Raw genomic sequence first — 19,396 nt, forward strand, 5'->3', positions numbered from 1 at the left:
GGCGACGCCGGATGACGAGCAGCCGGGTGCTCACAGGCCGTTCAACCCGCGGCTGCGAAGCATAGGGCGGCCGCGCCGATGATGCCGGCGTCGTTGCGGTGGGCCGCGAGCAGGATGCGGGGCGGCCGGTGGAAAGGGGCCCAGTAGAAGCGCGGTGCGTGCCGCAGCACCGGCGCCAGCAGCGTCTGCCCCGCATGGGACAGGCCGCCACCGAGGAGTACCGCTTCGAGATTGAGCAGGTTCGACATCATGCCGACGACCTGGGCGATCCAGCGTCCCTCTTCATCCATCACCTGGAGGGCAAGCGGCTCCCCCGCCTCGGCCCGCGCCACCACCTGCCGCGCTTCGGTGACGGACTCGTCACCGGACAGTGCGCGGTAGCGGCGCGCGAGCGCCGCAGCGCTCGCGAGATACTCGAAGGCGCCGGGCACCCCATCCGGCACGTCGGTGCGCGACGGATCGAGGCAAATGGCGCCGATCTCCGGCGGTAGGCCGTGCGGCCCGTCGATCAGCCGCCCGTCGATGACGAGGGCGCCACCGATCCCGGTGCCGAGCGTCAGCAGGGCGAAGCGGCGGAAAGCGCGGCCGGCGCCGAAGTCGCGTTCGGCCAGCGTGGCGCAGACCCCGTCATTCCCGACATGGACCGGCAGGCCGAACCGCGCCGCCAGCGCGGCCTTGAGCGAGCCGCGGTGCAGCGGCGGAACATTGGGCACGGGCGCCACCAGCGCGCCGGTCTCGGGGTGCGGATAGGCGGGCAGGCCGAGGCCGATGGCGGCCATGCCCTGCCCTTCCGCGAGCCGCGCCGCCGCATCGCCGATCGCCTCGGCGCAGGCCTCGAATGACCAGGACGGGTCGAAAGGGATGGCTTGGCGGGCCGTGACCGTGCCCGCTGCCGTCACCAGACCGAGCTTGACAGAAGAGCCCCCGATATCCACGCCCAAGGCCAGGCGGGGGCTCTTCTTCGACAGGTCCGGCTGCATCCGAGGCTCATCCAATCACGCGAGACGAGCCCCATCATGCAGCGGCCGCGGCGGGGCCGGAAGTCAGACAGTGAAGTCCAACACCATGCGGCCGTCGATCTTGCCCGCCTTCATGCGCTCGAAGATCGCATTGATCTCGGTGAGCGGGGCGCGGGTGATCTCGGCATGCACCTTGCCTTCGGTCGCGAAGGCGATGGCCTCGTCCAAATCCCGCCGCGTGCCGACGATGGAGCCGCGCACGGTGATGCGCTTGAGCACGACGTCGAAGATGGGCGTCGGGAAATTCCCGGGCGGCAGCCCCACCAGGGCAACCGTGCCGCCGCGCCGCACGAGGCTCAGCGCCTGGGCGAAAGCGGGCGGCGAGACGGCGGTGACGAGCACGCCATGGGCGCCGCCGCCGGTAGCCTTCACCACCTCGGCCGCGGCCGTTTCGCTCAGCGCATTCACCGCGACATCCGCGCCGCTGGCGCGCGCCAGTGCCAGCTTGTCCTCGGTCACGTCCAGGGCCGCGACGTGCAGGCCCATCGCCTTGGCATATTGAATGGCGACGTGGCCGAGGCCACCGACACCCGCAATGGTCACCCACTGGCCGGGGCGCGCCTCGGTTTCCTTCAGACCCTTGTAGGTGGTGACCCCGGCGCAGAGGATGGGCGAGATCTTGGCGAAATCCACGCCCGCCGGCAGGCGCGCCGCGAAAGCCGCCGAAGCGATCGCATATTCGGCGAAGCCGCCATCGCAGCTATAGCCGGTGTTGTGCTGGTGCTCGCACAAAGTCTCCCATCCGCTCTCGCAATATTCGCAGGCGAGGCAGGCATCGTGCAGCCAGGCGATGCCCACCGCATCACCTTCGCGAAAGCCCGTGACGTCGGGGCCCATGCCGACAACGATGCCGGCGACTTCATGCCCCGGAATGAAGGGCGGCTTGGGCTTGACCGGCCAATCGCCTTCGGCCGCATGCAGATCGGTATGGCAGACGCCACAGGCCATGACCTTCACCAGAAGCTGGCCGGGGCCCGGCGTCGGCACCGGCACGTCTTCGATCGCGAGCGGCTGGCCGAATGCGCGGACAACCGCAGCCTTCATTGTCTGGACCATCGTCCCTCTCCCCAAATGTCGGGGAGACCCTGCACCCCACGCCTGGCCGCCGCTTTGACCGAAATCAAAGAGAGGTCGCTTGTCGCGTCCAGGGCGCGGCGCCGGTCGCGAAGCGCGCGACGAGGAAATCCATCATGGCGCGGGTGCGCGCCGGGCGCGGGCCGCCTGCCGGCGTCACCAGATGCAGTGCCAACTCCGGGCTTTCCCACGCCGTCATCACAGCGATCAGGCGCCCCGCGGCGAGCGCTTCCCAGACGATGAAATCGGGCTGCAGGGCGATGCCCTCGCCCGCTTCCAGTGCGGCGGTGAGCGCTTCGGCGTTGTTCGCGCTCAACCGCGGCGTGACGGAGACGGTCTCCTCCCCCTCCGTCGGATGGCGGAAGTGCCAGCTATTGCCGCTCGCGAGATGGGCGTAGCCGAAGCAGCGGTGGCCCGCGAGATCGCGCGGCCGGGTGGGCATGCCGTGGCGCTGGAAATAGGCCGGGGCACCCACGACATAGCGCCGCACGGGGCAGAGGCGGCGGGCGATGAGGCCCGAATCCCCGAGCCGCGCAATGCGCAGCGCGATGTCGATCCCGCCCGCCACGAGATCGACCAGCCGATCCTCGAGATGCAGATCGACCGCGACTTCGGGATAGGCCGCGAGAAAATCGGGGAGCGCGGGCGCGACGTGGCGGAGGCCGAAGGACATGGGTGCTGCGACACGCAGGCGGCCGCGCGGTGCCGCCGATTTCGCCTGCGCCTCGGCCTCCACCGCCTCGCCCTCGGCCAGGATCTGCGCGGCACGCACGGCGAGCACGCGGCCGGTTTCAGTCAATGCGAAACGGCGGGAGGTGCGGTGGATCAGCTTTTCCCCGAACCGCGCTTCCAGCCGGGCCACTGCCTTGGAGATGGTGGGGCCCGAGAGGCCGAGATCCGCAGCGGCGCCGGCGAAGGAACCGGTTTCGGCGACTTTCGCGAAGATCGCCCAGGCTTCGAGATCGGGCAGGCTCATGCAAACCACTAAAACGGAAAGGATAAGCTTCTATCTTTTCTATTTATCGCGGAGATGTCCAGGTCCATCTTCCCGCTCAAGGACGGGACGACGGTGTCCCCCTCTTCAGGAGGTTTTTCCAATGATCGACGTCAGACCCTTCAAGAAACTGGGTGGCGCGAACCACGGCTGGCTCAATGCGAAGCATCACTTCTCCTTCGCCAACTACTACGACCCGGAGCGGATGAACTGGGGCGCGATCCGCGTGTGGAACGACGATGAGATTGCCGCCGGTACGGGCTTCCCGCCGCATCCCCATGCCGACATGGAGATCATCACCTATGTTCGGGATGGCGCCATCACCCACAAGGACAGCCTGGGCAATGCCGGCCGCACGGAGGCGGGCGACGTGCAGGTGATGTCGGCGGGCAGCGGCATCCGCCACTCCGAATGGAACGAGGAAGCGGAGACCACGCGAATTTTCCAGATCTGGATCATGCCCGAGACGCGCGGCGGCACGCCCTCTTGGGGCGCGCGGCCCTTCCCGAAGGACGAGCGCTCCGGCCGCTTCGTGACGCTGGCGAGCGGCGTGGCGGGCGATACGGATGCCCTGCCCATCCGCGCCAATGCCCGGGTGATGGGTGCGACGGTGAAGGCTGGCGAGACGGTGACCCTGCCGCTCGACCCCAGCCGCCACGCCTATCTCGTTCTCGCCCGCGGCGCGGTGACGGTGAACGGCACGGCGCTTGGCGCACGCGACGGCGCGGCCGTCACCGGGGAGGCCGAACTGACCTTCACGGGTGTGGAGGATGCCGAGGTGGTGCTGGTCGACGCCGCCTGAAATCGTGAAGCGGAGGGGCCTGTTGCAGCCCCTCCGCCACCTTTCTTTCGATCTCGTTCTCTTTAAGCTGCGCCGCACCATTCACCGCTGAAGGATGCCTGTCATGGCCGGAAAGACTGTCGCCGACCTCATCGTCGAAACCCTCGGCATCGCCGGGGTGCAGCGCATCTTCGGGGTGGTGGGCGACAGCCTGAACGGATTGACGGACTCGCTGCGCCGCCATGGCGGCATTGAATGGGTGCATGTGCGGCACGAGGAAGTCGCCGCCTTCGCCGCCGCCGGGGCGGCGCAGGTGACCGGCGAACTCGCCGTCTGCGCGGGTTCCTGCGGACCGGGCAACCTGCACCTCATCAACGGACTCTTCGACGCGCATCGCAGCCGCACGCCGGTGCTGGCGATCGCCGCGCACATTCCCTCGGGGGAAATCGGTGGCGGCTATTTCCAGGAAACGCATCCCGAAAACCTGTTCCGGGAATGCAGCCATTATTGCGAAATGGTGTCCGACCCCAGCCAGATGCCCTTCGTTCTGGAAAACGCGATCCGCGCGGCCGTGGGCCTGCGCGGTGTCGCCGTCATCGTCATTCCCGGCGACGTCGCCTTGAAGCCCGCGCCGGAGCGCGCGCCCACGCCGCAGGCGGCGCTGCTGCCCGCCGCCCCCATCGTCACGCCGCCGCCCGCCGAGCTTGCCCGTCTCGCGAGCCTGCTCAACGCCGCCGACAAGGTGACCCTCTTCTGCGGCCGCGGCTGCGCCGGCGCGCATGAGCCGCTGATGCGGCTTGCCGAAACCCTGAAGAGCCCCATCGTCCATGCGCTCGGCGGCAAGGACCATGTGGAATACGACAATCCTTACGATGTCGGCATGACCGGCTTCATCGGCTTCGCCTCCGGCTATGCCGCGATCAAGGAGACCGAGGTTCTGCTGATGCTGGGGACGGATTTCCCCTACAAGCAGTTCCTGCCGAGCCATGCCCGCGTGGCGCAGGTGGACATCCGGCCGGAAAATCTCGGCCGCCGCACCAAGATCGACATCGGGCTGGTGGGCGATGTGGGCGAGACGATCCGCGCGCTGCTGCCGCAGTTGCAGACGAAGACGGATCGGAAATTCCTGGATGCAAGCCTCGCCCATTACAAGAAGGCGCGTGACGGGCTGGACGAGCTGGCGCAAGGCACGCCGGGCCGCAAGCCGATCCATCCGCAGTATCTCGCGCGCATGATCAGCGAGGCAGCGGCGGAGGATGCGGTCTTCACCGCCGATGTCGGCACGCCCGTCATCTGGTCTGCGCGTTACCTTAAGATGAACGGCCGTCGCCGGCTCATCGGTTCCTGGGTGCACGGGTCCATGGCCAATGCCATGGCGCATGGCATCGGCATCCAGGCAGCGCAGCCAGGTCGACAGGTCATCTCGCTGTCCGGCGACGGCGGCTTTACCATGCTGATGGGGGATCTCATCACCCTGACGCAGCAGAAGCTGCCGCTGAAGGTGGTGATCTTCAACAACGGCATCCTCGGCTTCGTCGCCATGGAGATGAAGGCGAGCGGCTTCGTCGATACCGGCGTCTCACTCGAAAACCCGGATTTTGCCGCCATGGCGCGGGCGATGGGCCTTCACGCCCAGCGCGTGGAAGACCCGGGCGAACTGCCGCAGGCGATCGCCGACATGCTCGCGCATGACGGCCCGGCCGTGCTGGACGTGGTGACGGCAACCCAGGAGCTTTCGATGCCGCCTGCGATCCACGCGGAACAGGCCAAGGGCTTCAGCCTCTGGGTGCTGCGCGCCATCCTCAGCGGCAAGGGCGACGAGGTGATGGACGTCGCCAAGACCAATCTGCTGGCGCGCTGACCCTTTCAGCCGGGATGGGGGATGGTGGCGTAGACATCGTCCTCCGGCGCGTAGTCGAGCCAGGTTTCGGCTTCCGTCAGGCTCCATGGCATGTCGCGGTTGCGCGACATGCCATGGACGAGAATGGCGGGGCCAGGCCAGCCGGCGGGATCGGCACTGAGGCTATTGCGCACCAGCCTGCAGAAGTCATGGTTTGAGAGCCACATGCCCCGGTACCAGCGCAGCGTGCGCTGGTCTTCGGGATCGGTCGGCGGCGCGCCGACAAGACCCGGCGAGCCCGAGATGTTGAGCGTCTCTGGGCGGTTCTCACCCGGCTGGCACCAGCCGATGCGAATGGTGACGGTGGTGAGCTGGCTGCCTGCGTCGCGCGCGAGGGCCGCCATCGCCCGCTCGCCGATCAGCTTCGAGGCCGCATAGGGCGTGGAATCGTTAACGATCGTGCCGTTGCGCCATTTCGTGCCGGGGGCGGGCGGCATGTCGACCGTGAGGGTTCCGGGCCCGATGCGGCTCGCCAGCGGTTCGTCCTTGTAGCCGCCCATGACGTGGTTGGAGGAGAAGAAGACCATCCGGCGCAGGCCGAGCCGAAGGGCGGCGAGGCCCACGATCTCGATCATGTCGAAGGCGAGTGCCGCTTCCAGCCAGCTCGCTTCCGGAACCGGCCGAACGGCGGCGCAATGCAGCACCGCATCGCACTCCGCCATCGCCTCCTCCCAGCCGCTTTCGCGCCGCGTGAGGTCGGCATGGATCAGGCGCAGCTTGGCCTGAGCGGTTTCTGAAAACTGCGGCGCCTCGTCGCCATGCAGCGTGCCGATGATCTGGCGGCACCAGGGCGCGGCCGCCAGCGCCTCGACCGCCTTCTGCCCGAGATTGCCTCCCGCCCCGGTGATCATGACGGTCGCGGGGCGACGAAATTCGCGGTCGGTCATGGGCCTTCTCCTCCCGGTGCGGAAGCCTTCGCAGCGGCCGACGGAGGCGGTGTGACGACCGTCCAAGCCCGACGCCGTGAGCTTCTTCTCGGCTGACCTTACGGCGAAGGGCGCCCTTGGCAAGAGATTCCGCGTAGGCCGGCCCGGCACGCCCGGGCGCCCCTGCGCGCCAAGGCGTCAGGCCGCGTTGCGGCGATCGGCGGAGGCGCCGGAGGGCGGGGTGTGGAGGGTGAAGCGGCGTACCACCTTGACGAGACCGCGGCTCTCCTCGGCAAGCAACGTGGAGGCGGCATTGGTTTCCTCCACCATCGCGGCGTTCTTCTGCGTCACCCCGTCCATCTGGCTGATGGCCGTGTTGACTTCGGCGAGGCCGGTGGACTGTTCGCGGGCGGATTGCGCGATCACCTCCATGCCCGCGTTGATCGACTGAACGTGCTCCTGGATGGTTTCCAGGGCCTGGCCGGTGTCACGCACCAGGTCCACCCCTTTCTCCACCTGCGCGCTGGAGCGGCTGATCAGCGTCTTGATCTCGCGCGCGGCTTCGGCCGAGCGCTGCGCAAGCGCCCGTACTTCGGTCGCCACCACGGCGAAGCCGCGCCCGGCCTCCCCGGCGCGGGCCGCCTCCACCCCCGCATTGAGTGCGAGCAGATTGGTCTGGAAGGCGATCTCGTCGATCACGCCGATGATGCTGGAGATCTTGCGCGATGACTCCTCGATCTCCTGCATCGCCTGGATCGCCTCGCGCACCACCTCGCCGGAATGGACGGCGCTGCTGCTGGCCGCGCGGGCAACGCCGCGCGCCTCCTCCACCCTCTGCGCCGCGGCCGTCACCGTCTGGGTGATTTCCTGCAGGGCGGCCGCCGTCTCTTCGAGCGCCGCGGCCTGCTGCTCCGTCCGCCGTGACAGGTCGTTGGCGCTGCGATTGACCTCCTGCGCCCCCTGGCCGATGCCATCCGCGGCGGCCGCCACGTCGGCGATGCTCTCGGCGAGTTGCGCGACCGCGGCATTCAGATCGAGGCGCAGCGCTTCGAATTCCGGGCTGAGCGGCTCGACGAGACTGAAGGAGAGGTCACCGCCGGCGAGGCGCTTGAGGCCGGTGGCAAGGCCCGAGGTCGCCTGCAACAGGCGCTGCTGCGCCGCGGCTTCCGCCTCCTGCTGCAGCCTCTGCCGCTCGGCCGCCGCCGCCTCGCGCGCCGCTGCGGCCTCGGCCTCCAGGGCCCGGCTGCGCAGAATGCCTTCCTTGAAGACCTGCAGCGCCGCTGCCATGGCGCCCACTTCGTCCCGCCGCCGCGCCCCCAGGATGACGACCTCGGTATCGCCTTCTGCCAAGGCCCGCATCGCCGTGGTCATGCGCTTGAGAGGCCGAATGATATAGAGGGAGGAGAACAGCATGGCGGTGAGCGCCACGACCGCCCCGAGCGCCAGGCCGGCATAGATGGCCCGCTCGGTCCCCAGGATCCGCGCGAGATTGGCTTGGCCCTCATCGCTCACATTGTGACGCAGGTCGTCAACCGCGCCCTGGATCAGGTCACCCACCTTGTTGTAGGCCGCCAAAGCGTCCCCATCGAAGAGCGCCATGGCAGCGCCATGGTCCCTGCGCGCAGTCAGGCTTTGCACCTGTCCCCAGAGCCGGTCATAGGTGTCGAGACCGCTCACGATCTGCGCAAGATAAGCGAAATCCTCCTTGTCCACGAGCATCGGCCGGTAGCGGGTCACCTCGTCGCGCACCTTGTCGGAGGCGGCTTTCGCCGCGGCGAGGAAAGACGCGGCCTGATCGGCCGGCACATCGAGAGCGCCGTTTTGGGCGACGCGAACGTCGCCGAAATCCGCGTTCATCTGGCCGAGAAGCGTGAGCGCCGGAATGCGAAGGGTCTGGATGCCCTGCGTCCCCGCATCGATCGCCCGCAGCGAGAGTGCGCCGTAAAGGCCTTGCCCGGCGATGATGAGGAAGAGCAGGCCGAACAAGGCCGAGATGACCAGCCCCAGGGACATGCGCAGCCGCACCCAAACCTCCTATGCGCTGGAAGATCGTTCCGTTTTCAGCCCGACCCTGCGGACCCTAAGCGCGGGCTCTTAATTTTTTGCCCATGTCCCGGCATCCCGTTCCCGTGAGGCGGACAGGCCCCAGGCCGCCGCCGGGTCGCCAAATCCGCGCTGGGGTGGCAAGCTGACCGAAACGGGGGAAACGCATGAGCACCATCACCTATCTGACGCGCGTCGAGTTCGGCGAAGGCGAGATCCGGCGGTTGCCCGAGCTGCTGGCGGGCCTCGGCATCACCCGGCCGCTCATCGCGACCGATGCGGGTCTCGTGCGGAGCGGCCTCCTGGGCCGGATCGCGGAGATGCTGCCCGGTGCGGCCGTCTTCGACGAGACGCCCGGAAATCCCACGGAAGAAGCGGTGCTCGCCGCTTTCGCGCTGTATCAGGCGCAGGGCTGCGACGGCATCGTCGGCCTCGGCGGCGGTTCCTCCATCGACCTCGCCAAGGGCGTGCGCCTGTTGACCGGACATCCCGGCCCGCTCGCCCAGTATGTGGCGATCAATGGGGGAGCCGCGCGCATCCACGGCCGCATCTGCCCCATGATCGCGGTGCCGACGACGGCCGGAACCGGCTCCGAAGTCGGCCGCGGCGCCCTGATCACCACCGCCGAAGGCCGCAAGCTCGGCATCCTGTCGCCGCATCTGCTGCCCAGCATCGCCCTCTGCGACCCGGAGCTGACCTACGGCCTGCCGCCCTTTCTGACGGCCGCCACGGGCATGGATGCGATCTCGCATTGCCTCGAGACCTTCATGGCCCCGAGCTTCAACCCGCCGGCGGAGGCGATCGCGCTCGATGGTCTGCGCCACGGTCTCGGCGCCATCCTCCGTGCGACGCGCAACGGCCAGGATGCGCAGGCGCGGCGGGCGATGATGGTCGCCGCCTTCGAAGGCGCCATGGCCTTTCAAAAGGGCCTCGGCGCCGTCCATGCCATCACCCATCCGATGGGGGCGATTCGCAGCCTCAATCTGCATCATGGCACGCTCAACGCCATTCTGATGCCGGCGGTGCTGCGCTTCAATCGCCCCGCCATCGGCGCGAAATGGGAGGTGCTTCAAGGCATCATGGGCGGCGAGCCCGATGCGGTGATCGCGGCGCTCAACGCCGAGCTGGGGCTGCCCGCGGGCCTTGCCGCCCTCGGTGTCACGGAGACGATGATGGCGGAGGTGTCCGAGGCCGCGCTGCTCGACCATTGCCACGCCACCAACCCCCGCCCGGCGCGCGCGCAGGACTATCTGGACATCCTGCAGCAATCGCGCTGATCTCCTGTCATGAAACGGAAACGGACTTTCAAATGAGCGACAAGGCTGGCCCGCACACGGCCGCGGCCGCGCGGCCGGATGCGACGACGCTGCGGCCGCTGGGGCGGACGGGGCTTTCGGTGACGGCCCTTGGCCTCGGCACCGCGCCGCTCGGCGGGCTCTACGGCCCCCTGCCCCGCGCTCAGGCCTATGAATTGCTGGACTGCGCCTTCGAACAGGGCATCCGCTACTTCGACACTGCGCCCATGTACGGCATGACCCGGTCGGAGCACCTGACCGGCCACATCCTGCGCGAGAAGCCGGAACCCTTCGTGATCTCCACCAAGGTCGGGCGGCTGATGACGACGGAACGGGCCGGCCGGCGGCTGCCGCCCGAACCGCCGAAGAACCCGCTGGACCCAGGCTGGTACAACGGCCTGCCCTTCCGCGAGGTCTTCGACTACAGCTACGACGGCGTGATGCGCAGCTACGACGACAGCCAGCAGCGCACCGGCCTCGCCCGCTTCGACATCCTCTACGTCCACGACATCGGCCGCGTCACCCATGGCGCGTTGCATGATCATCACTGGAACGCGCTGACCAAGGGTGGCGGGTTCCGCGCCCTGCAGGAGCTGAAGGCGGCGGGTGACATCGCGGGCTTCGGCCTCGGCGTCAATGAATGGGAGGTGATCCGGGACGCGCTGGAGGAGACGGATCTCGACTGCTGCCTGCTCGCCGGGCGCTATACGCTGCTCGACCGCACGGCCGAAGAGACCTTGCTGCCGCTGGCGCAGAAGCGGGAGGTCGCGCTCGTCATCGGTGGAGTGTTCAACTCCGGCATTCTGGCCGGTCCTCCGCGTGGCGCACACAAGTTCAACTATGCCGACGCGCCGCCGGAAATCGTGGCGCAGGTGGACGCGCTGCGCGACATCTGCGAGGAGCATGGCGTGCCGCTGGGGGCAGCGGCGATCCATTTCCCGCTGCGCCATCCGGCCGTCACCTCCGTGCTGGTCGGCGCCCGCTCCCGCCCGCAGCTTTTGCAGAACATCGCCTGGATTGACATCGACCTGCCGGAGGCGATCTGGGCCGATTTCGACCGCGTGCTGAAGGGTACCTGAGGGGATGCTCGACGCCCATCAGCATTTCTGGCAGCTCGCGCGGGGCGACTATGGCTGGCTGAAGCCCGAGATGGCGGTGCTCTACCGGGACTATATGCCGGATGATCTGCGCCCGCTGATGCAGGCGGCCGGCATCCACCGCAGCATCGTGGTACAGGCGGCGGAAACCGAAGCCGAGACCGACTTTCTGCTGGCCCTCGCGCAGCAGGAGGACAGCATCGCGGGTGTCGTCGGCTGGCTCGACATGCAGGCGGCCAACTTCCCCGCCCGTCTCGCGCATTACCGGGCGCAGCCGAAATGGGTGGGACTGCGGCCGCTGCTGCAGGACCATCCGCCTGCGGCCATTCTCGATCCGCGCTTCCGCGCCAGCCTCGCCGAAGTTGCGCGCCAGGACGTGCCTTTCGACATCCTGACCTTCCCGCAGCATCTGCCGGCGATGCGCACCGTGCTGGCCGAAGTGCCCGACCTCTGGGGCATCCTCGATCACCTCTCCAAACCCGTCATGACCGACCCCTTCTCCGAGGACTGGGCGGCGAACATCACCGCGCTCGCTGCATACCCGCGGCTGATGTGCAAGATTTCGGGCATGGTGACGGAAGCGGGCAGCGATTGGACGGCGGACCGCATCCGCCCCTTCCTCCGCCATGTGGCAGAGGCCTTCGGGCCGGACCGTCTGGTCTTCGGCACGGACTGGCCGGTCTGCCTGCTGGCCGCAAGCCACGCCCAGGTCGTCGATCTCGCGCGCGGGCTTCTCAGCGAACTCTATGATGCGACCGATCTCGAAAAGATCTTCGCGCTGAACGGCGCGCACTTCTATCGTCTTTCCGCGGCCCTCTCCCCCTAGACAAAATCGTTTCCCCCCGGACAGGATGGGGCCGGCGTAACGAGCGGGCGGAGGCATGGTGGCGACAACAGGCGACGGGGCGCCCATCATCCGCCTGGAGGGCGTGCGCAAGATGTATGGCGGCGCCACCGCCATCGCGCATCTCGATCTCGACATCCAGGCCGGCGAGTTCTTCACCTTCCTCGGCCCCTCCGGCTCCGGCAAGACGACGACGCTGCGCATGATCGCGGGTTTCGAACAGCCGGATGCAGGGCGCATCACGCTGGATGGGCAGGACCTGTCCCGCCTGCCGCCCTACCGGCGGGACGTGAACACCGTCTTTCAGGACTACGCCCTGTTCCCGCACATGACGCTGACCGAGAACGTCGCCTACGGCTTGCGCGCCAAGAAGGTGCGGGAGGCGGAGGCGCTGTCCCGTGCGGCGGAGGCTTTGGCCGCCGTACAGCTCGACAGCTTCGGGGAACGCCGGCCCGGCCAGCTTTCCGGCGGCCAGCGCCAGCGCGTGGCCCTGGCCCGGGCCATCGTCAACCGCCCCCGCGTGCTGCTGCTGGACGAGCCGCTCGGCGCGCTCGACCTCAAGCTGCGGCACCAGATGCAGGTGGAGCTGAAGGCCCTGCAGCAGCGCACCGGCATCACCTTCATCTATGTCACGCACGACCAGGACGAGGCGCTGACGATGAGCGACCGCATCGCGGTCTTCAACCATGGGCGCATCGAACAGGTGGCGCGCCCCTGGGTGCTGTACGAACAGCCCGCCACCGCCTTCGTCGCGGGCTTCGTGGGTGTCACCAATATCCTCACGCGTGGTGCACGCCGCTACGCACTGCGGCCAGAGAAGATCCGCCTACTGCCGGAAGGTGCCACCGCCGAAGGGCTGGAGCAGGTCACCGCGACGGTGACCGCCGCAAGCTATCTCGGCATGGTGACGCGCTTCCTGCTGGACGCCGCCGACGGCACGCGGATCACCGCCGTCGAGCAGAATGGCGGGCTCGCCGCTGCCGCCCCGCGCCTCGCGCCCGGGGACCGCGTGACCGCCGCCTGGGCGGCCGAAGCCGCCTGGCCCCTCACCACCACCGATGCATCAAGGGAGTAGGAGACCATGAGACCGTCACTGACACGCCTGGCCGCCCTCGCGACCGCGCTCGCCCTGCCCTTCGCCCAAGCGGCGGTGGCGGCGGAACCTTTGCAGAGCATCGGCAAGGGTGAAGGCGCGCTCAACATCGTCGCCTGGGAAGGCTATGCGCAGGACGACTGGGTGAAGCCCTTCGAGGCCGCGACGGGATGCAAGGTCAACCGCAAATATGCGGGCTCCTCCGACGAGATGGTGGCGCTGATGCGCTCCGGCGGCGGCGGGCAGTATGATCTCGTCTCGGCCTCCGGCGATGCCACGCTGCGGCTGATCTACGGCCATAACGTCCAGCCCATCAACGTCGCCCTCATTCCCGCCTGGAAGGACTTCATCCCGGCGCTGCAGGCCCCGGACTTCAACACCGTGAAGGGCGTGCATTACGGCGTCTCCTATGAATGGGGCCCGAACGTGCTGCTCTACAACACCGAGAAGGTGAGCCCGGCGCCGACCTCCTGGTCCGTCCTTTACGACGCCGCGAACAAGGGGAAGATCACCGTTCCCGACAACGCTATCCAGATCGCCGATGCCGCGCTCTATCTCTCGAAGACCGATCCGTCGCTCGGCATCACCGACCCCTACGAGCTGACCCAGCCGCAGATGGATGCGGTGGTGAAGCTCTTGAAGCAGCAGCGCCCCCTGGTGCGGAAATACTGGGCCCTTGCCTCCGACGAGATCGACCTCTTCCGCAACGGCGACGTGACGATGGGTGCGGCCTGGCCCTATCAGACGAATACGTTGCAGGCGGCGAAGGTGCCCGTGGCCGATACGCTACCGAAAGAAGGCGTCACCGGCTGGGCAGACAGCTGGATGATCTCGGCCAAGGCGCCGCATCCGAACTGCGCCTATGAATGGATCAACTACGTCACCACGCCGAAGGTACAGGCGCAGCAGGCGATCTATTTCGGCGAGACGCCGGCGAATACCAAAGCCTGTGCCGAGATGGACACGCAGCAGCCAGGCGCCTGCAAGCAGTACCATGCCGATGCCCCCGCGAGCTATTTCGAGCAGATCCATTTCTGGAAGACGCCGCTCCGCGCCTGCGGCAATGGAAAGACCGACTGCCTGGACTATGGCGCCTGGCAGCAGGCCTGGCAGCAGGTGAAGGGCTGAGGCCTTGGCGCGGGGCGCGGCGGGCATGACGATCGGCACCCGGTTGGAAGCGCTGCTCTGGCGGCGCCCCGGCTGGCGCGCCGCCGCCCTGCTCTCCCTCCCCGCGGCCTGGTTCCTGGCCTTCTATCTCGCGGCCCTCGCCGCCATGTTCGTCTCCTCCCTGCACACGGTGAACGAACTGTCGGGCGAGATCGAACCGGGCTGGACGCTGGAGAATTTCCGCACCCTGCTGACGGGCTGGACCTATGGGCGTATCGCGCTCCGCACCATCGGCATCGCGGCGGCGGTGACGCTGACCGATGCACTGCTCGCCTGGCCCTTCGCCTATGTCATGGCCCGCCATGCCGGGCCGCGTGGGCGCGCGGTGCTGATGGCCCTCGTCATGCTGCCGCTGTGGTCGAGCTATCTCGCCCGCGTCTATGCTTGGCGGCTGATCCTCGCCCATGACGGGGCGCTCAACTGGGCGCTGCACGGCCTCGGCCTGCCCGGCGCTTCCATCGGCTACTCCAACTGGGCGATGTGGATCGTCTTCACCTATCTCTGGCTGCCCTTCATGATCCTGCCGCTCTTCGCGGCGCTGGAGCGGATTCCGCCGAGCCTGCTGGAAGCCTCGTCCGATCTCGGTGCCGCGGAATGGCGCAGCTTCCGCCGCGTCGTCATGCCGCTCACGCTGCCCGGCCTGGTCGCGGGCTCCATCTTCACCTTCTCGCTGACCCTCGGCGATTACGTGACGCCGCTCCTGGTCGGCGGCCCGGGGTCGGATTTCATCGGCAACGTCGTCTACGTGAACGTGGGCGTTTCCAACAACATTCCCTTCGCCGCCGCCTTCGCCATCCTGCCGCTGCTGGTGATGGCGGGCTATCTGCTGATCGCCCGTCGCACGGGAGCCTTCGATGCACTCTAGACCCGGCATCGGCACCTGGCTGTTGTGGGGCGCGGTGGGCCTGATCCTCGCCTTCCTCTTCATCCCCGTCGCCATCATCATGCTCTATGCCTTCTCGGCCTCGAACATTCAGGGCTGGCCGATCGGAGCCTTCAGCCTGAAGTGGTTCGCGCTGACCTGGAACGACGGGGAGGTACGCGCGGCGCTGTGGCTCTCCGTGGAAGTCGCCGTCGTCGCGACGGCGCTCGCGATGCTCATGGGCGGCCTCACGGCAATGGCCGTGCATCGGATGCGGGGCGCTGTGAGCGAGACGGTCTCCTTCGCAGTCGTCCTGCCCATCGCCCTGCCCGGCATCCTCACCGGCATGGCGCTGAATTCCTATTTCGTCCTGTGGGGCATGCCGCTGTCCTTCTGGACCATCGTCATCGGTCACGCGACCTTCTGCACCGTCATCGTCTACAACAACGTGGTGGCGCGGCTGCGACGGCTGCCCGCCTCCTGGGCCGAAGCCTCGGCCGATCTCGGAGCGGGCCCACTCCGCACCTTCCGCCTCATCACCCTGCCGATGATCGGCAGCGCCCTCGGCGCTGGCGCCCTGCTCGCCTTCGCGCTCTCCTTCGACGAGGTGATCGTGACGACCTTCACCGCGGGCGCACAGACAACACTGCCGCTATGGATCTTCGGTGCGATCCGCCTCGGCCAGCATCTGCCGGAGGTGAACGTCGTCGTCTTCGTGGTGATCCTGCTGACGATCGGGCCGGTGCTGCTGGCTCAGCGCCTGATGGGCCGGGCGGCGAGCCTGCACAAATAGGGCGGCGCCCGACCCTATTTCCCGAGCAGCGAATTGACCAGATCGACCAGCCCGAACATCGAGAAGGGCGTGATGATCAGCGAGATCGCCAAAAACAGGATGAAGCGGCTCAGCACCTTGTCACTCGGCATTTCAGGGCCGGAGGACGGCGGTGGCGGTTCGTGAAAATTGGTTCCATCGAAGGGCATAGGCAGCCTCTCCAGCCCGGCACGGTCCGATTGCGGTTGACAGGCGCAGGCTAGCACGCCGCGATTGCGGTTGTCGCCCTCTCAAGCGGGAAACATGCGGATGCCATCTGCCACCTTCGTCATCACGGCCCGGTGGGTGCGGCGCCCGCGCCCGCCGTGTTTCCGATCGCCGCCCCTGCCTGGGTCGCACCGCCCTCCGGCCCGCCACTGAGACCGCTCTGCGTGCCGGCGCCGGTCTGCGCACTCGCGGCAAGCGGCGTCGCGCTCGCGTTGGAGGCAGCCCCCGCAGGCGGAGTCGCCGCCGGCCGGTCAGCCCCGAGGCCGAAGGTGTCGCAGCCCGCGAGCAGCAGCGGCACGACGTACAGGAGATGACGCGGCTGCAGTCGTGGGAGGACGTTCATGGGGCGCTCCGAATGATGCCGTCTTGAGGTCGTCGGCCGGACGGCGATGCGCCAGGCCGCGCGCGGCAACCGCCCGATCATGCCTGCGTGAGGGTGAAGAATGCGGCCCCACGCCCTCTCCTTTTTGCGTCTTGCATCCGCTTTATGTTCCTGTTTCGTTCAATCCCGTTCCGCGGAGGAGCAGCGCGATGATCGGGAGAGAGCGGCCGGAGCAGGATGGGTTGACGCGGCAGGCGCTGGTCGCAACCGTCATGGCTGCCTTGTCCGAGGATTCACGCTGCAGCGCTCATCCGGCGGATCTGCGCGGGCGGCAAACCCAGGCCTTCCGTATCGTCGCGGCCATTGAGGCGGCGCTTGCTCTTCGCACAGGCGCCCCGGACGGCGCCGTGACCGAGGCGGCGGTCATCCCTTCTTATGAATGATATGCGACGCGGGGCATTACTCCCTCTGCAGCACTGCACCATATCGGGGTCAACCGAGCCGTTCATCTGTTGGGCGACGCGATATTTGAGCAGAATGGAGTTCATCCCATGAAGACCAATCTTTTCCTCTCCGCGACCACTGGCCTGATGCTGCTCGGCAGCACCGCGGTCTTCGCCCAGGGCTATGCCGACCCCAACGCCGTTCTGCTGAAGCCTGGCCAGGCTGCGGCCCCTGTCGCGACCGAGACGGCCGCGCCGGCCAACCAGGCCGTCGGCATCATCACCCTCAAGCCGGGTGAGACGGTGGCGACGGCCGGCAACCAGGACCTCGGCGCCATCCAGGCTGGCGCGACTCAGCAGCCGGCGGGCAGCTTCCAGCTTCTGGAGCCGGGCCAGCAGGCCAGCTAAGACGGTCCTCAGGACTGACGAACGGGCGGGGATGCTTCGGCATCCCCGCTTTTTTGTGTTCAGCGCACGCCAATTCCGGCGGTGAGGCCGCCGTCGATCTTGAAATCGGCGCCGGTCACGAAGGCTGCCTTGGGCGAGACGAGGAAGCTGACGAGATCGGCCACTTCCTCCGGCTCGCCGATGCGGCCCAGCGGATGCGCCGCGCCGAACCGGGCGAAGGCGCTCTCCACATCCGCCTCCGGCCCGTCGAAGGTCTGCGCCGCCAGGGTCAGGATGGGCGTGCGGATGGAGCCCGGGCTGATCGAGACGACGCGGATCTGGTCAGCCGCGAAATCCAGCGCCATAGCCCGCGTCAACGCGTGGATCGCGCCCTTCGACGCGACATAGGCGGCAACCCCCGCCTGACAGGCGAAGCCCTGCACGCTGGAGAGGTTGACGATCACCCCGCCGCCCCGCTTGCGCATCTCCGGCACGCCATACTGGGCGGTGAGATGGATGGAGCCGACGTTGACCGCCATGCAGCGCATGAAGGTCTCGTGGCTGGTCTCCACCGCATCACCATAGGGATGGATGGCGGCGGCATTGACGATCGCATCCAGCCCGCCATGCAGCGCGACCGTCTCGGCAACGGCCGCGGCAACCGCCGCAGGCTCCGCCACATCCGCCTGTCGCACCGTGACGGTCAGCCCTGCCTCCACCGCCAGCATCTCAAGCCCTTCATTGCCCGCGGCATCGATGCCGAGCGCCATCACGGCATAGCCTTCGCGCGCCAGAGTAAGCGCCGAGGCGCGGCCGATGCCGGTGGTGCCGGTGACGAGCGCCACCTTGGGCTTGGTATCATTCATCGCAGTCTCTCCCTTGCGCATGCCCCTGCCTGCGCATGCCCTTGTCGCCTAGCTCCCCGGCTGGCTGCAATGGTTGACGCGCCGGGGCGAAGTGGAGAGCTTGCGGCCCAAGATGGAGCCGGAGGAGGCATCAGATGGAACAGACCTGGCGGTGGTTCGGACCGGACGATCCGGTACCCCTCGCCCATGTGCGGCAGGCCGGCGCCACGGGCATCGTCACCGCCCTGCACCACATCTATGACGGCCGCGCCTGGACGGATGCCGACGTGCTGGAACGCAAAGGCATCGTGGAAGCGGCGGGGCTGCGCTGGTCGGTCTGCGAATCGATCCCGGTGCCGACGGCGATCAAGCTGCGCAACGGGGCCCATACGGCGGCGATCGACGCCTGGAAAGACAGCCTCGCCGCCCTCGGCCGCGCCGGCATTCCCACCGTCTGCTACAATTTCATGCCCGTAGTGGACTGGACGCGCACCGACCTGCGCTACGCCATGCCGCATACGGGCCTCGCGCTCCGCTTCGACATGGTCGAGTTCGTGGCCTACGACGCCTTCGTCCTCAAGCGCCCCGGGGCCGAAGGGGATTACCCGGCAGCACTGCTCGACCGGGCGCGCGGCGTGCTCGCCCGCCGGACGGAGAGCGAGATTGCCCAGATCGAGACCAACATCATCGCGGGCCTGCCGGGGGGCGAGGACAGCTACACGCGCGAGACCATCGCCCGCCGCATCGCCGAATTCGACGGCGTGACGCCTGCCGACATGCGCGCCAACCTCATCGCCTTCCTGCGCGAGGTGGTGCCGGTGGCCGAGGAATTCGGCGTCAAGCTCGGCATCCATCCGGACGACCCGCCCTTCTCGCTCTTCGGCCTGCCGCGCATCGTCTCGACGGCCGAGGATGCGGCCGCGATCCTCGCGGGCGTCGACAGCCCGGCGAACGGGCTGACCTTCTGCGCCGGCTCCTACGGCTCGCGGCCGGACAACGACGTGCCGGCCATGGCCGAACGCTTCGCCGACCGCATCGCCTTCGCCCATCTGCGCAACGTGCTGAAGGAGCCCGATGGCTCCTTCACCGAATCGGATCATCTTGGTGGTGACGTCGACATGGTGAAGGTCATCGGCACGCTGCTGCGGGAAGAGAAGCGCCGGGGCGCCGCCATCGCCATGCGGCCGGACCACGGCCATCTCATGGGTTTCGATGGCGAGCGCCGCTCCAATCCCGGCTATTCCTATATCGGCCGCTTGCGGGGCCTGGGCGAGCTGCGCGGCGTCATGACGACGCTGGAGGCCGTGGGGGTCTGACCTCCACGG

The 19,396-nt window shown here is 68.0% G+C and carries 20 protein-coding genes; 12 read left to right on the forward strand and 8 right to left on the reverse strand.

What is annotated here, in order from left to right:
• Positions 1-41: 41 nt before the first annotated feature.
• The 3 genes from ACYQ6W_RS00645 to ACYQ6W_RS00655 all read right to left on the reverse strand — a co-directional run bounded on the left by ACYQ6W_RS00645 (position 42) and on the right by ACYQ6W_RS00655 (position 3,069).
• Positions 42-980, reverse strand: a complete 939-nt coding sequence (locus ACYQ6W_RS00645; RefSeq protein ID WP_459672902.1) for an ROK family protein — start codon at positions 978-980, stop codon at positions 42-44.
• A 63-nt stretch (positions 981-1,043) separates the two neighbouring features.
• Positions 1,044-2,075: an alcohol dehydrogenase AdhP gene (gene adhP, locus ACYQ6W_RS00650; RefSeq protein ID WP_459672903.1), complete on the reverse strand. Its 1,032-nt coding sequence runs from the start codon at positions 2,073-2,075 to the stop codon at positions 1,044-1,046.
• 64 nt (positions 2,076-2,139) lie between these two features.
• The gene (locus tag ACYQ6W_RS00655; protein ID WP_459672904.1) at positions 2,140-3,069 is read right to left on the reverse strand and encodes a LysR family transcriptional regulator; all 930 of its coding nucleotides are present in this window, start codon (positions 3,067-3,069) and stop codon (positions 2,140-2,142) included.
• Between the two features lie 121 nt (positions 3,070-3,190).
• On the opposite strand from ACYQ6W_RS00655, the gene ACYQ6W_RS00660 reads away from it, so the two are divergent.
• Entirely contained in the window at positions 3,191-3,889 is a 699-nt protein-coding gene (locus ACYQ6W_RS00660; protein ID WP_459672906.1) for a pirin family protein, read from the forward strand.
• A gap of 103 nt (positions 3,890-3,992) precedes the next feature.
• Entirely contained in the window at positions 3,993-5,729 is a 1,737-nt protein-coding gene (gene poxB / locus ACYQ6W_RS00665) for a ubiquinone-dependent pyruvate dehydrogenase (RefSeq protein ID WP_459672908.1), read from the forward strand.
• A gap of 5 nt (positions 5,730-5,734) precedes the next feature.
• On the opposite strand, the gene ACYQ6W_RS00670 is transcribed toward poxB, so the two are convergent.
• Together ACYQ6W_RS00670 and ACYQ6W_RS00675 are read right to left on the reverse strand one after the other, a co-directional pair.
• Positions 5,735-6,655, reverse strand: a complete 921-nt coding sequence (locus tag ACYQ6W_RS00670; RefSeq protein WP_459672910.1) for an NAD-dependent epimerase/dehydratase family protein — start codon at positions 6,653-6,655, stop codon at positions 5,735-5,737.
• A 177-nt stretch (positions 6,656-6,832) separates the two neighbouring features.
• Complete coding sequence (locus tag ACYQ6W_RS00675) at positions 6,833-8,659, reverse strand: HAMP domain-containing methyl-accepting chemotaxis protein (protein WP_459672912.1); 1,827 nt, start codon at positions 8,657-8,659, stop codon at positions 6,833-6,835.
• Between the two features lie 185 nt (positions 8,660-8,844).
• On the opposite strand from ACYQ6W_RS00675, the gene ACYQ6W_RS00680 reads away from it, so the two are divergent.
• Genes ACYQ6W_RS00680 through ACYQ6W_RS00710 form a run of 7 tightly spaced genes read left to right on the forward strand, consistent with a single transcriptional unit; the run spans position 8,845 to position 15,828 of the window.
• Positions 8,845-9,954, forward strand: a complete 1,110-nt coding sequence (locus ACYQ6W_RS00680; RefSeq protein WP_459672913.1) for an iron-containing alcohol dehydrogenase — start codon at positions 8,845-8,847, stop codon at positions 9,952-9,954.
• Positions 9,955-9,986: 32 nt separating this feature from the next.
• Positions 9,987-11,051, forward strand: coding sequence for an aldo/keto reductase (locus ACYQ6W_RS00685; protein ID WP_459672914.1), 1,065 nt, complete (start codon positions 9,987-9,989; stop codon positions 11,049-11,051).
• Between the two features lie 4 nt (positions 11,052-11,055).
• On the forward strand, positions 11,056-11,895 hold the full coding sequence (locus ACYQ6W_RS00690) for an amidohydrolase family protein (RefSeq protein WP_459672915.1): 840 nt from the start codon (positions 11,056-11,058) through the stop codon (positions 11,893-11,895).
• Between the two features lie 55 nt (positions 11,896-11,950).
• Positions 11,951-12,988 carry an ABC transporter ATP-binding protein gene (locus tag ACYQ6W_RS00695; protein WP_459672916.1) on the forward strand — a complete coding sequence of 346 codons (1,038 nt, stop codon included), beginning with the start codon at positions 11,951-11,953 and terminating at the stop codon, positions 12,986-12,988.
• 6 nt (positions 12,989-12,994) lie between these two features.
• On the forward strand, positions 12,995-14,134 hold the full coding sequence (locus ACYQ6W_RS00700; RefSeq protein WP_459672917.1) for an ABC transporter substrate-binding protein: 1,140 nt from the start codon (positions 12,995-12,997) through the stop codon (positions 14,132-14,134).
• 25 nt (positions 14,135-14,159) lie between these two features.
• Positions 14,160-15,038 (forward strand): ABC transporter permease, encoded by an 879-nt coding sequence (locus ACYQ6W_RS00705; RefSeq protein WP_459672918.1) that lies wholly within the window; start codon positions 14,160-14,162, stop codon positions 15,036-15,038.
• A complete protein-coding gene (locus ACYQ6W_RS00710) occupies positions 15,028-15,828 on the forward strand; it encodes an ABC transporter permease (protein ID WP_459672919.1) in 801 nt (266 codons plus the stop codon). Before ACYQ6W_RS00705 ends, ACYQ6W_RS00710 begins: the two co-directional genes overlap by 11 nt.
• 14 nt (positions 15,829-15,842) lie before the next feature.
• Here ACYQ6W_RS00710 and ACYQ6W_RS00715 read toward each other — a convergent pair whose 3' ends face one another.
• Together ACYQ6W_RS00715 and ACYQ6W_RS00720 are read right to left on the reverse strand one after the other, a co-directional pair.
• Positions 15,843-16,016 carry a hypothetical protein gene (locus tag ACYQ6W_RS00715; RefSeq protein WP_459672921.1) on the reverse strand — a complete coding sequence of 58 codons (174 nt, stop codon included), beginning with the start codon at positions 16,014-16,016 and terminating at the stop codon, positions 15,843-15,845.
• A gap of 122 nt (positions 16,017-16,138) precedes the next feature.
• Complete coding sequence (locus tag ACYQ6W_RS00720) at positions 16,139-16,417, reverse strand: hypothetical protein (protein ID WP_459672922.1); 279 nt, start codon at positions 16,415-16,417, stop codon at positions 16,139-16,141.
• Between the two features lie 188 nt (positions 16,418-16,605).
• Here ACYQ6W_RS00720 and ACYQ6W_RS00725 point away from each other — a divergent pair, with 188 nt between their 5' ends.
• Together ACYQ6W_RS00725 and ACYQ6W_RS00730 are read left to right on the forward strand one after the other, a co-directional pair.
• Positions 16,606-16,839 (forward strand): hypothetical protein, encoded by a 234-nt coding sequence (locus ACYQ6W_RS00725; RefSeq protein ID WP_459672923.1) that lies wholly within the window; start codon positions 16,606-16,608, stop codon positions 16,837-16,839.
• A 108-nt stretch (positions 16,840-16,947) separates the two neighbouring features.
• Positions 16,948-17,247 (forward strand): hypothetical protein, encoded by a 300-nt coding sequence (locus ACYQ6W_RS00730; RefSeq protein ID WP_459672924.1) that lies wholly within the window; start codon positions 16,948-16,950, stop codon positions 17,245-17,247.
• A 59-nt stretch (positions 17,248-17,306) separates the two neighbouring features.
• Here ACYQ6W_RS00730 and ACYQ6W_RS00735 read toward each other — a convergent pair whose 3' ends face one another.
• Positions 17,307-18,092 carry an SDR family NAD(P)-dependent oxidoreductase gene (locus ACYQ6W_RS00735; RefSeq protein ID WP_459672925.1) on the reverse strand — a complete coding sequence of 262 codons (786 nt, stop codon included), beginning with the start codon at positions 18,090-18,092 and terminating at the stop codon, positions 17,307-17,309.
• A gap of 134 nt (positions 18,093-18,226) precedes the next feature.
• Between ACYQ6W_RS00735 and uxuA the strand changes: the two genes are divergently transcribed.
• Positions 18,227-19,387, forward strand: coding sequence for a mannonate dehydratase (uxuA, locus tag ACYQ6W_RS00740; protein ID WP_459672926.1), 1,161 nt, complete (start codon positions 18,227-18,229; stop codon positions 19,385-19,387).
• Positions 19,388-19,396: the final 9 nt, after the last annotated feature.

The organism is Acidisoma sp. 7E03, from assembly GCF_054665075.1.

Excerpts from the sequence above, each read along its gene's own strand:
- ACYQ6W_RS00690 (WP_459672915.1), top strand. The coding sequence starts at position 11,056 with ATGCTCGACGCCCATCAGCATTTCTGGCAGCTCGCGCGGGGCGACTAT.
- uxuA (WP_459672926.1), top strand. The coding sequence starts at position 18,227 with ATGGAACAGACCTGGCGGTGGTTCGGACCGGACGATCCGGTACCCCTC.
- adhP (WP_459672903.1), bottom strand. The coding sequence starts at position 2,075 with ATGGTCCAGACAATGAAGGCTGCGGTTGTCCGCGCATTCGGCCAGCCG.
- ACYQ6W_RS00735 (WP_459672925.1), bottom strand. The coding sequence starts at position 18,092 with ATGAATGATACCAAGCCCAAGGTGGCGCTCGTCACCGGCACCACCGGC.
- poxB (WP_459672908.1), top strand. The coding sequence starts at position 3,993 with ATGGCCGGAAAGACTGTCGCCGACCTCATCGTCGAAACCCTCGGCATC.
- ACYQ6W_RS00715 (WP_459672921.1), bottom strand. The coding sequence starts at position 16,016 with ATGCCCTTCGATGGAACCAATTTTCACGAACCGCCACCGCCGTCCTCC.
- ACYQ6W_RS00720 (WP_459672922.1), bottom strand. The coding sequence starts at position 16,417 with ATGAACGTCCTCCCACGACTGCAGCCGCGTCATCTCCTGTACGTCGTG.
- ACYQ6W_RS00695 (WP_459672916.1), top strand. The coding sequence starts at position 11,951 with ATGGTGGCGACAACAGGCGACGGGGCGCCCATCATCCGCCTGGAGGGC.
- ACYQ6W_RS00655 (WP_459672904.1), bottom strand. The coding sequence starts at position 3,069 with ATGAGCCTGCCCGATCTCGAAGCCTGGGCGATCTTCGCGAAAGTCGCC.
- ACYQ6W_RS00700 (WP_459672917.1), top strand. The coding sequence starts at position 12,995 with ATGAGACCGTCACTGACACGCCTGGCCGCCCTCGCGACCGCGCTCGCC.
- ACYQ6W_RS00660 (WP_459672906.1), top strand. The coding sequence starts at position 3,191 with ATGATCGACGTCAGACCCTTCAAGAAACTGGGTGGCGCGAACCACGGC.
- ACYQ6W_RS00725 (WP_459672923.1), top strand. The coding sequence starts at position 16,606 with ATGATCGGGAGAGAGCGGCCGGAGCAGGATGGGTTGACGCGGCAGGCG.
- ACYQ6W_RS00685 (WP_459672914.1), top strand. The coding sequence starts at position 9,987 with ATGAGCGACAAGGCTGGCCCGCACACGGCCGCGGCCGCGCGGCCGGAT.
- ACYQ6W_RS00705 (WP_459672918.1), top strand. The coding sequence starts at position 14,160 with ATGACGATCGGCACCCGGTTGGAAGCGCTGCTCTGGCGGCGCCCCGGC.
- ACYQ6W_RS00710 (WP_459672919.1), top strand. The coding sequence starts at position 15,028 with ATGCACTCTAGACCCGGCATCGGCACCTGGCTGTTGTGGGGCGCGGTG.
- ACYQ6W_RS00670 (WP_459672910.1), bottom strand. The coding sequence starts at position 6,655 with ATGACCGACCGCGAATTTCGTCGCCCCGCGACCGTCATGATCACCGGG.
- ACYQ6W_RS00645 (WP_459672902.1), bottom strand. The coding sequence starts at position 980 with ATGCAGCCGGACCTGTCGAAGAAGAGCCCCCGCCTGGCCTTGGGCGTG.
- ACYQ6W_RS00730 (WP_459672924.1), top strand. The coding sequence starts at position 16,948 with ATGAAGACCAATCTTTTCCTCTCCGCGACCACTGGCCTGATGCTGCTC.
- ACYQ6W_RS00680 (WP_459672913.1), top strand. The coding sequence starts at position 8,845 with ATGAGCACCATCACCTATCTGACGCGCGTCGAGTTCGGCGAAGGCGAG.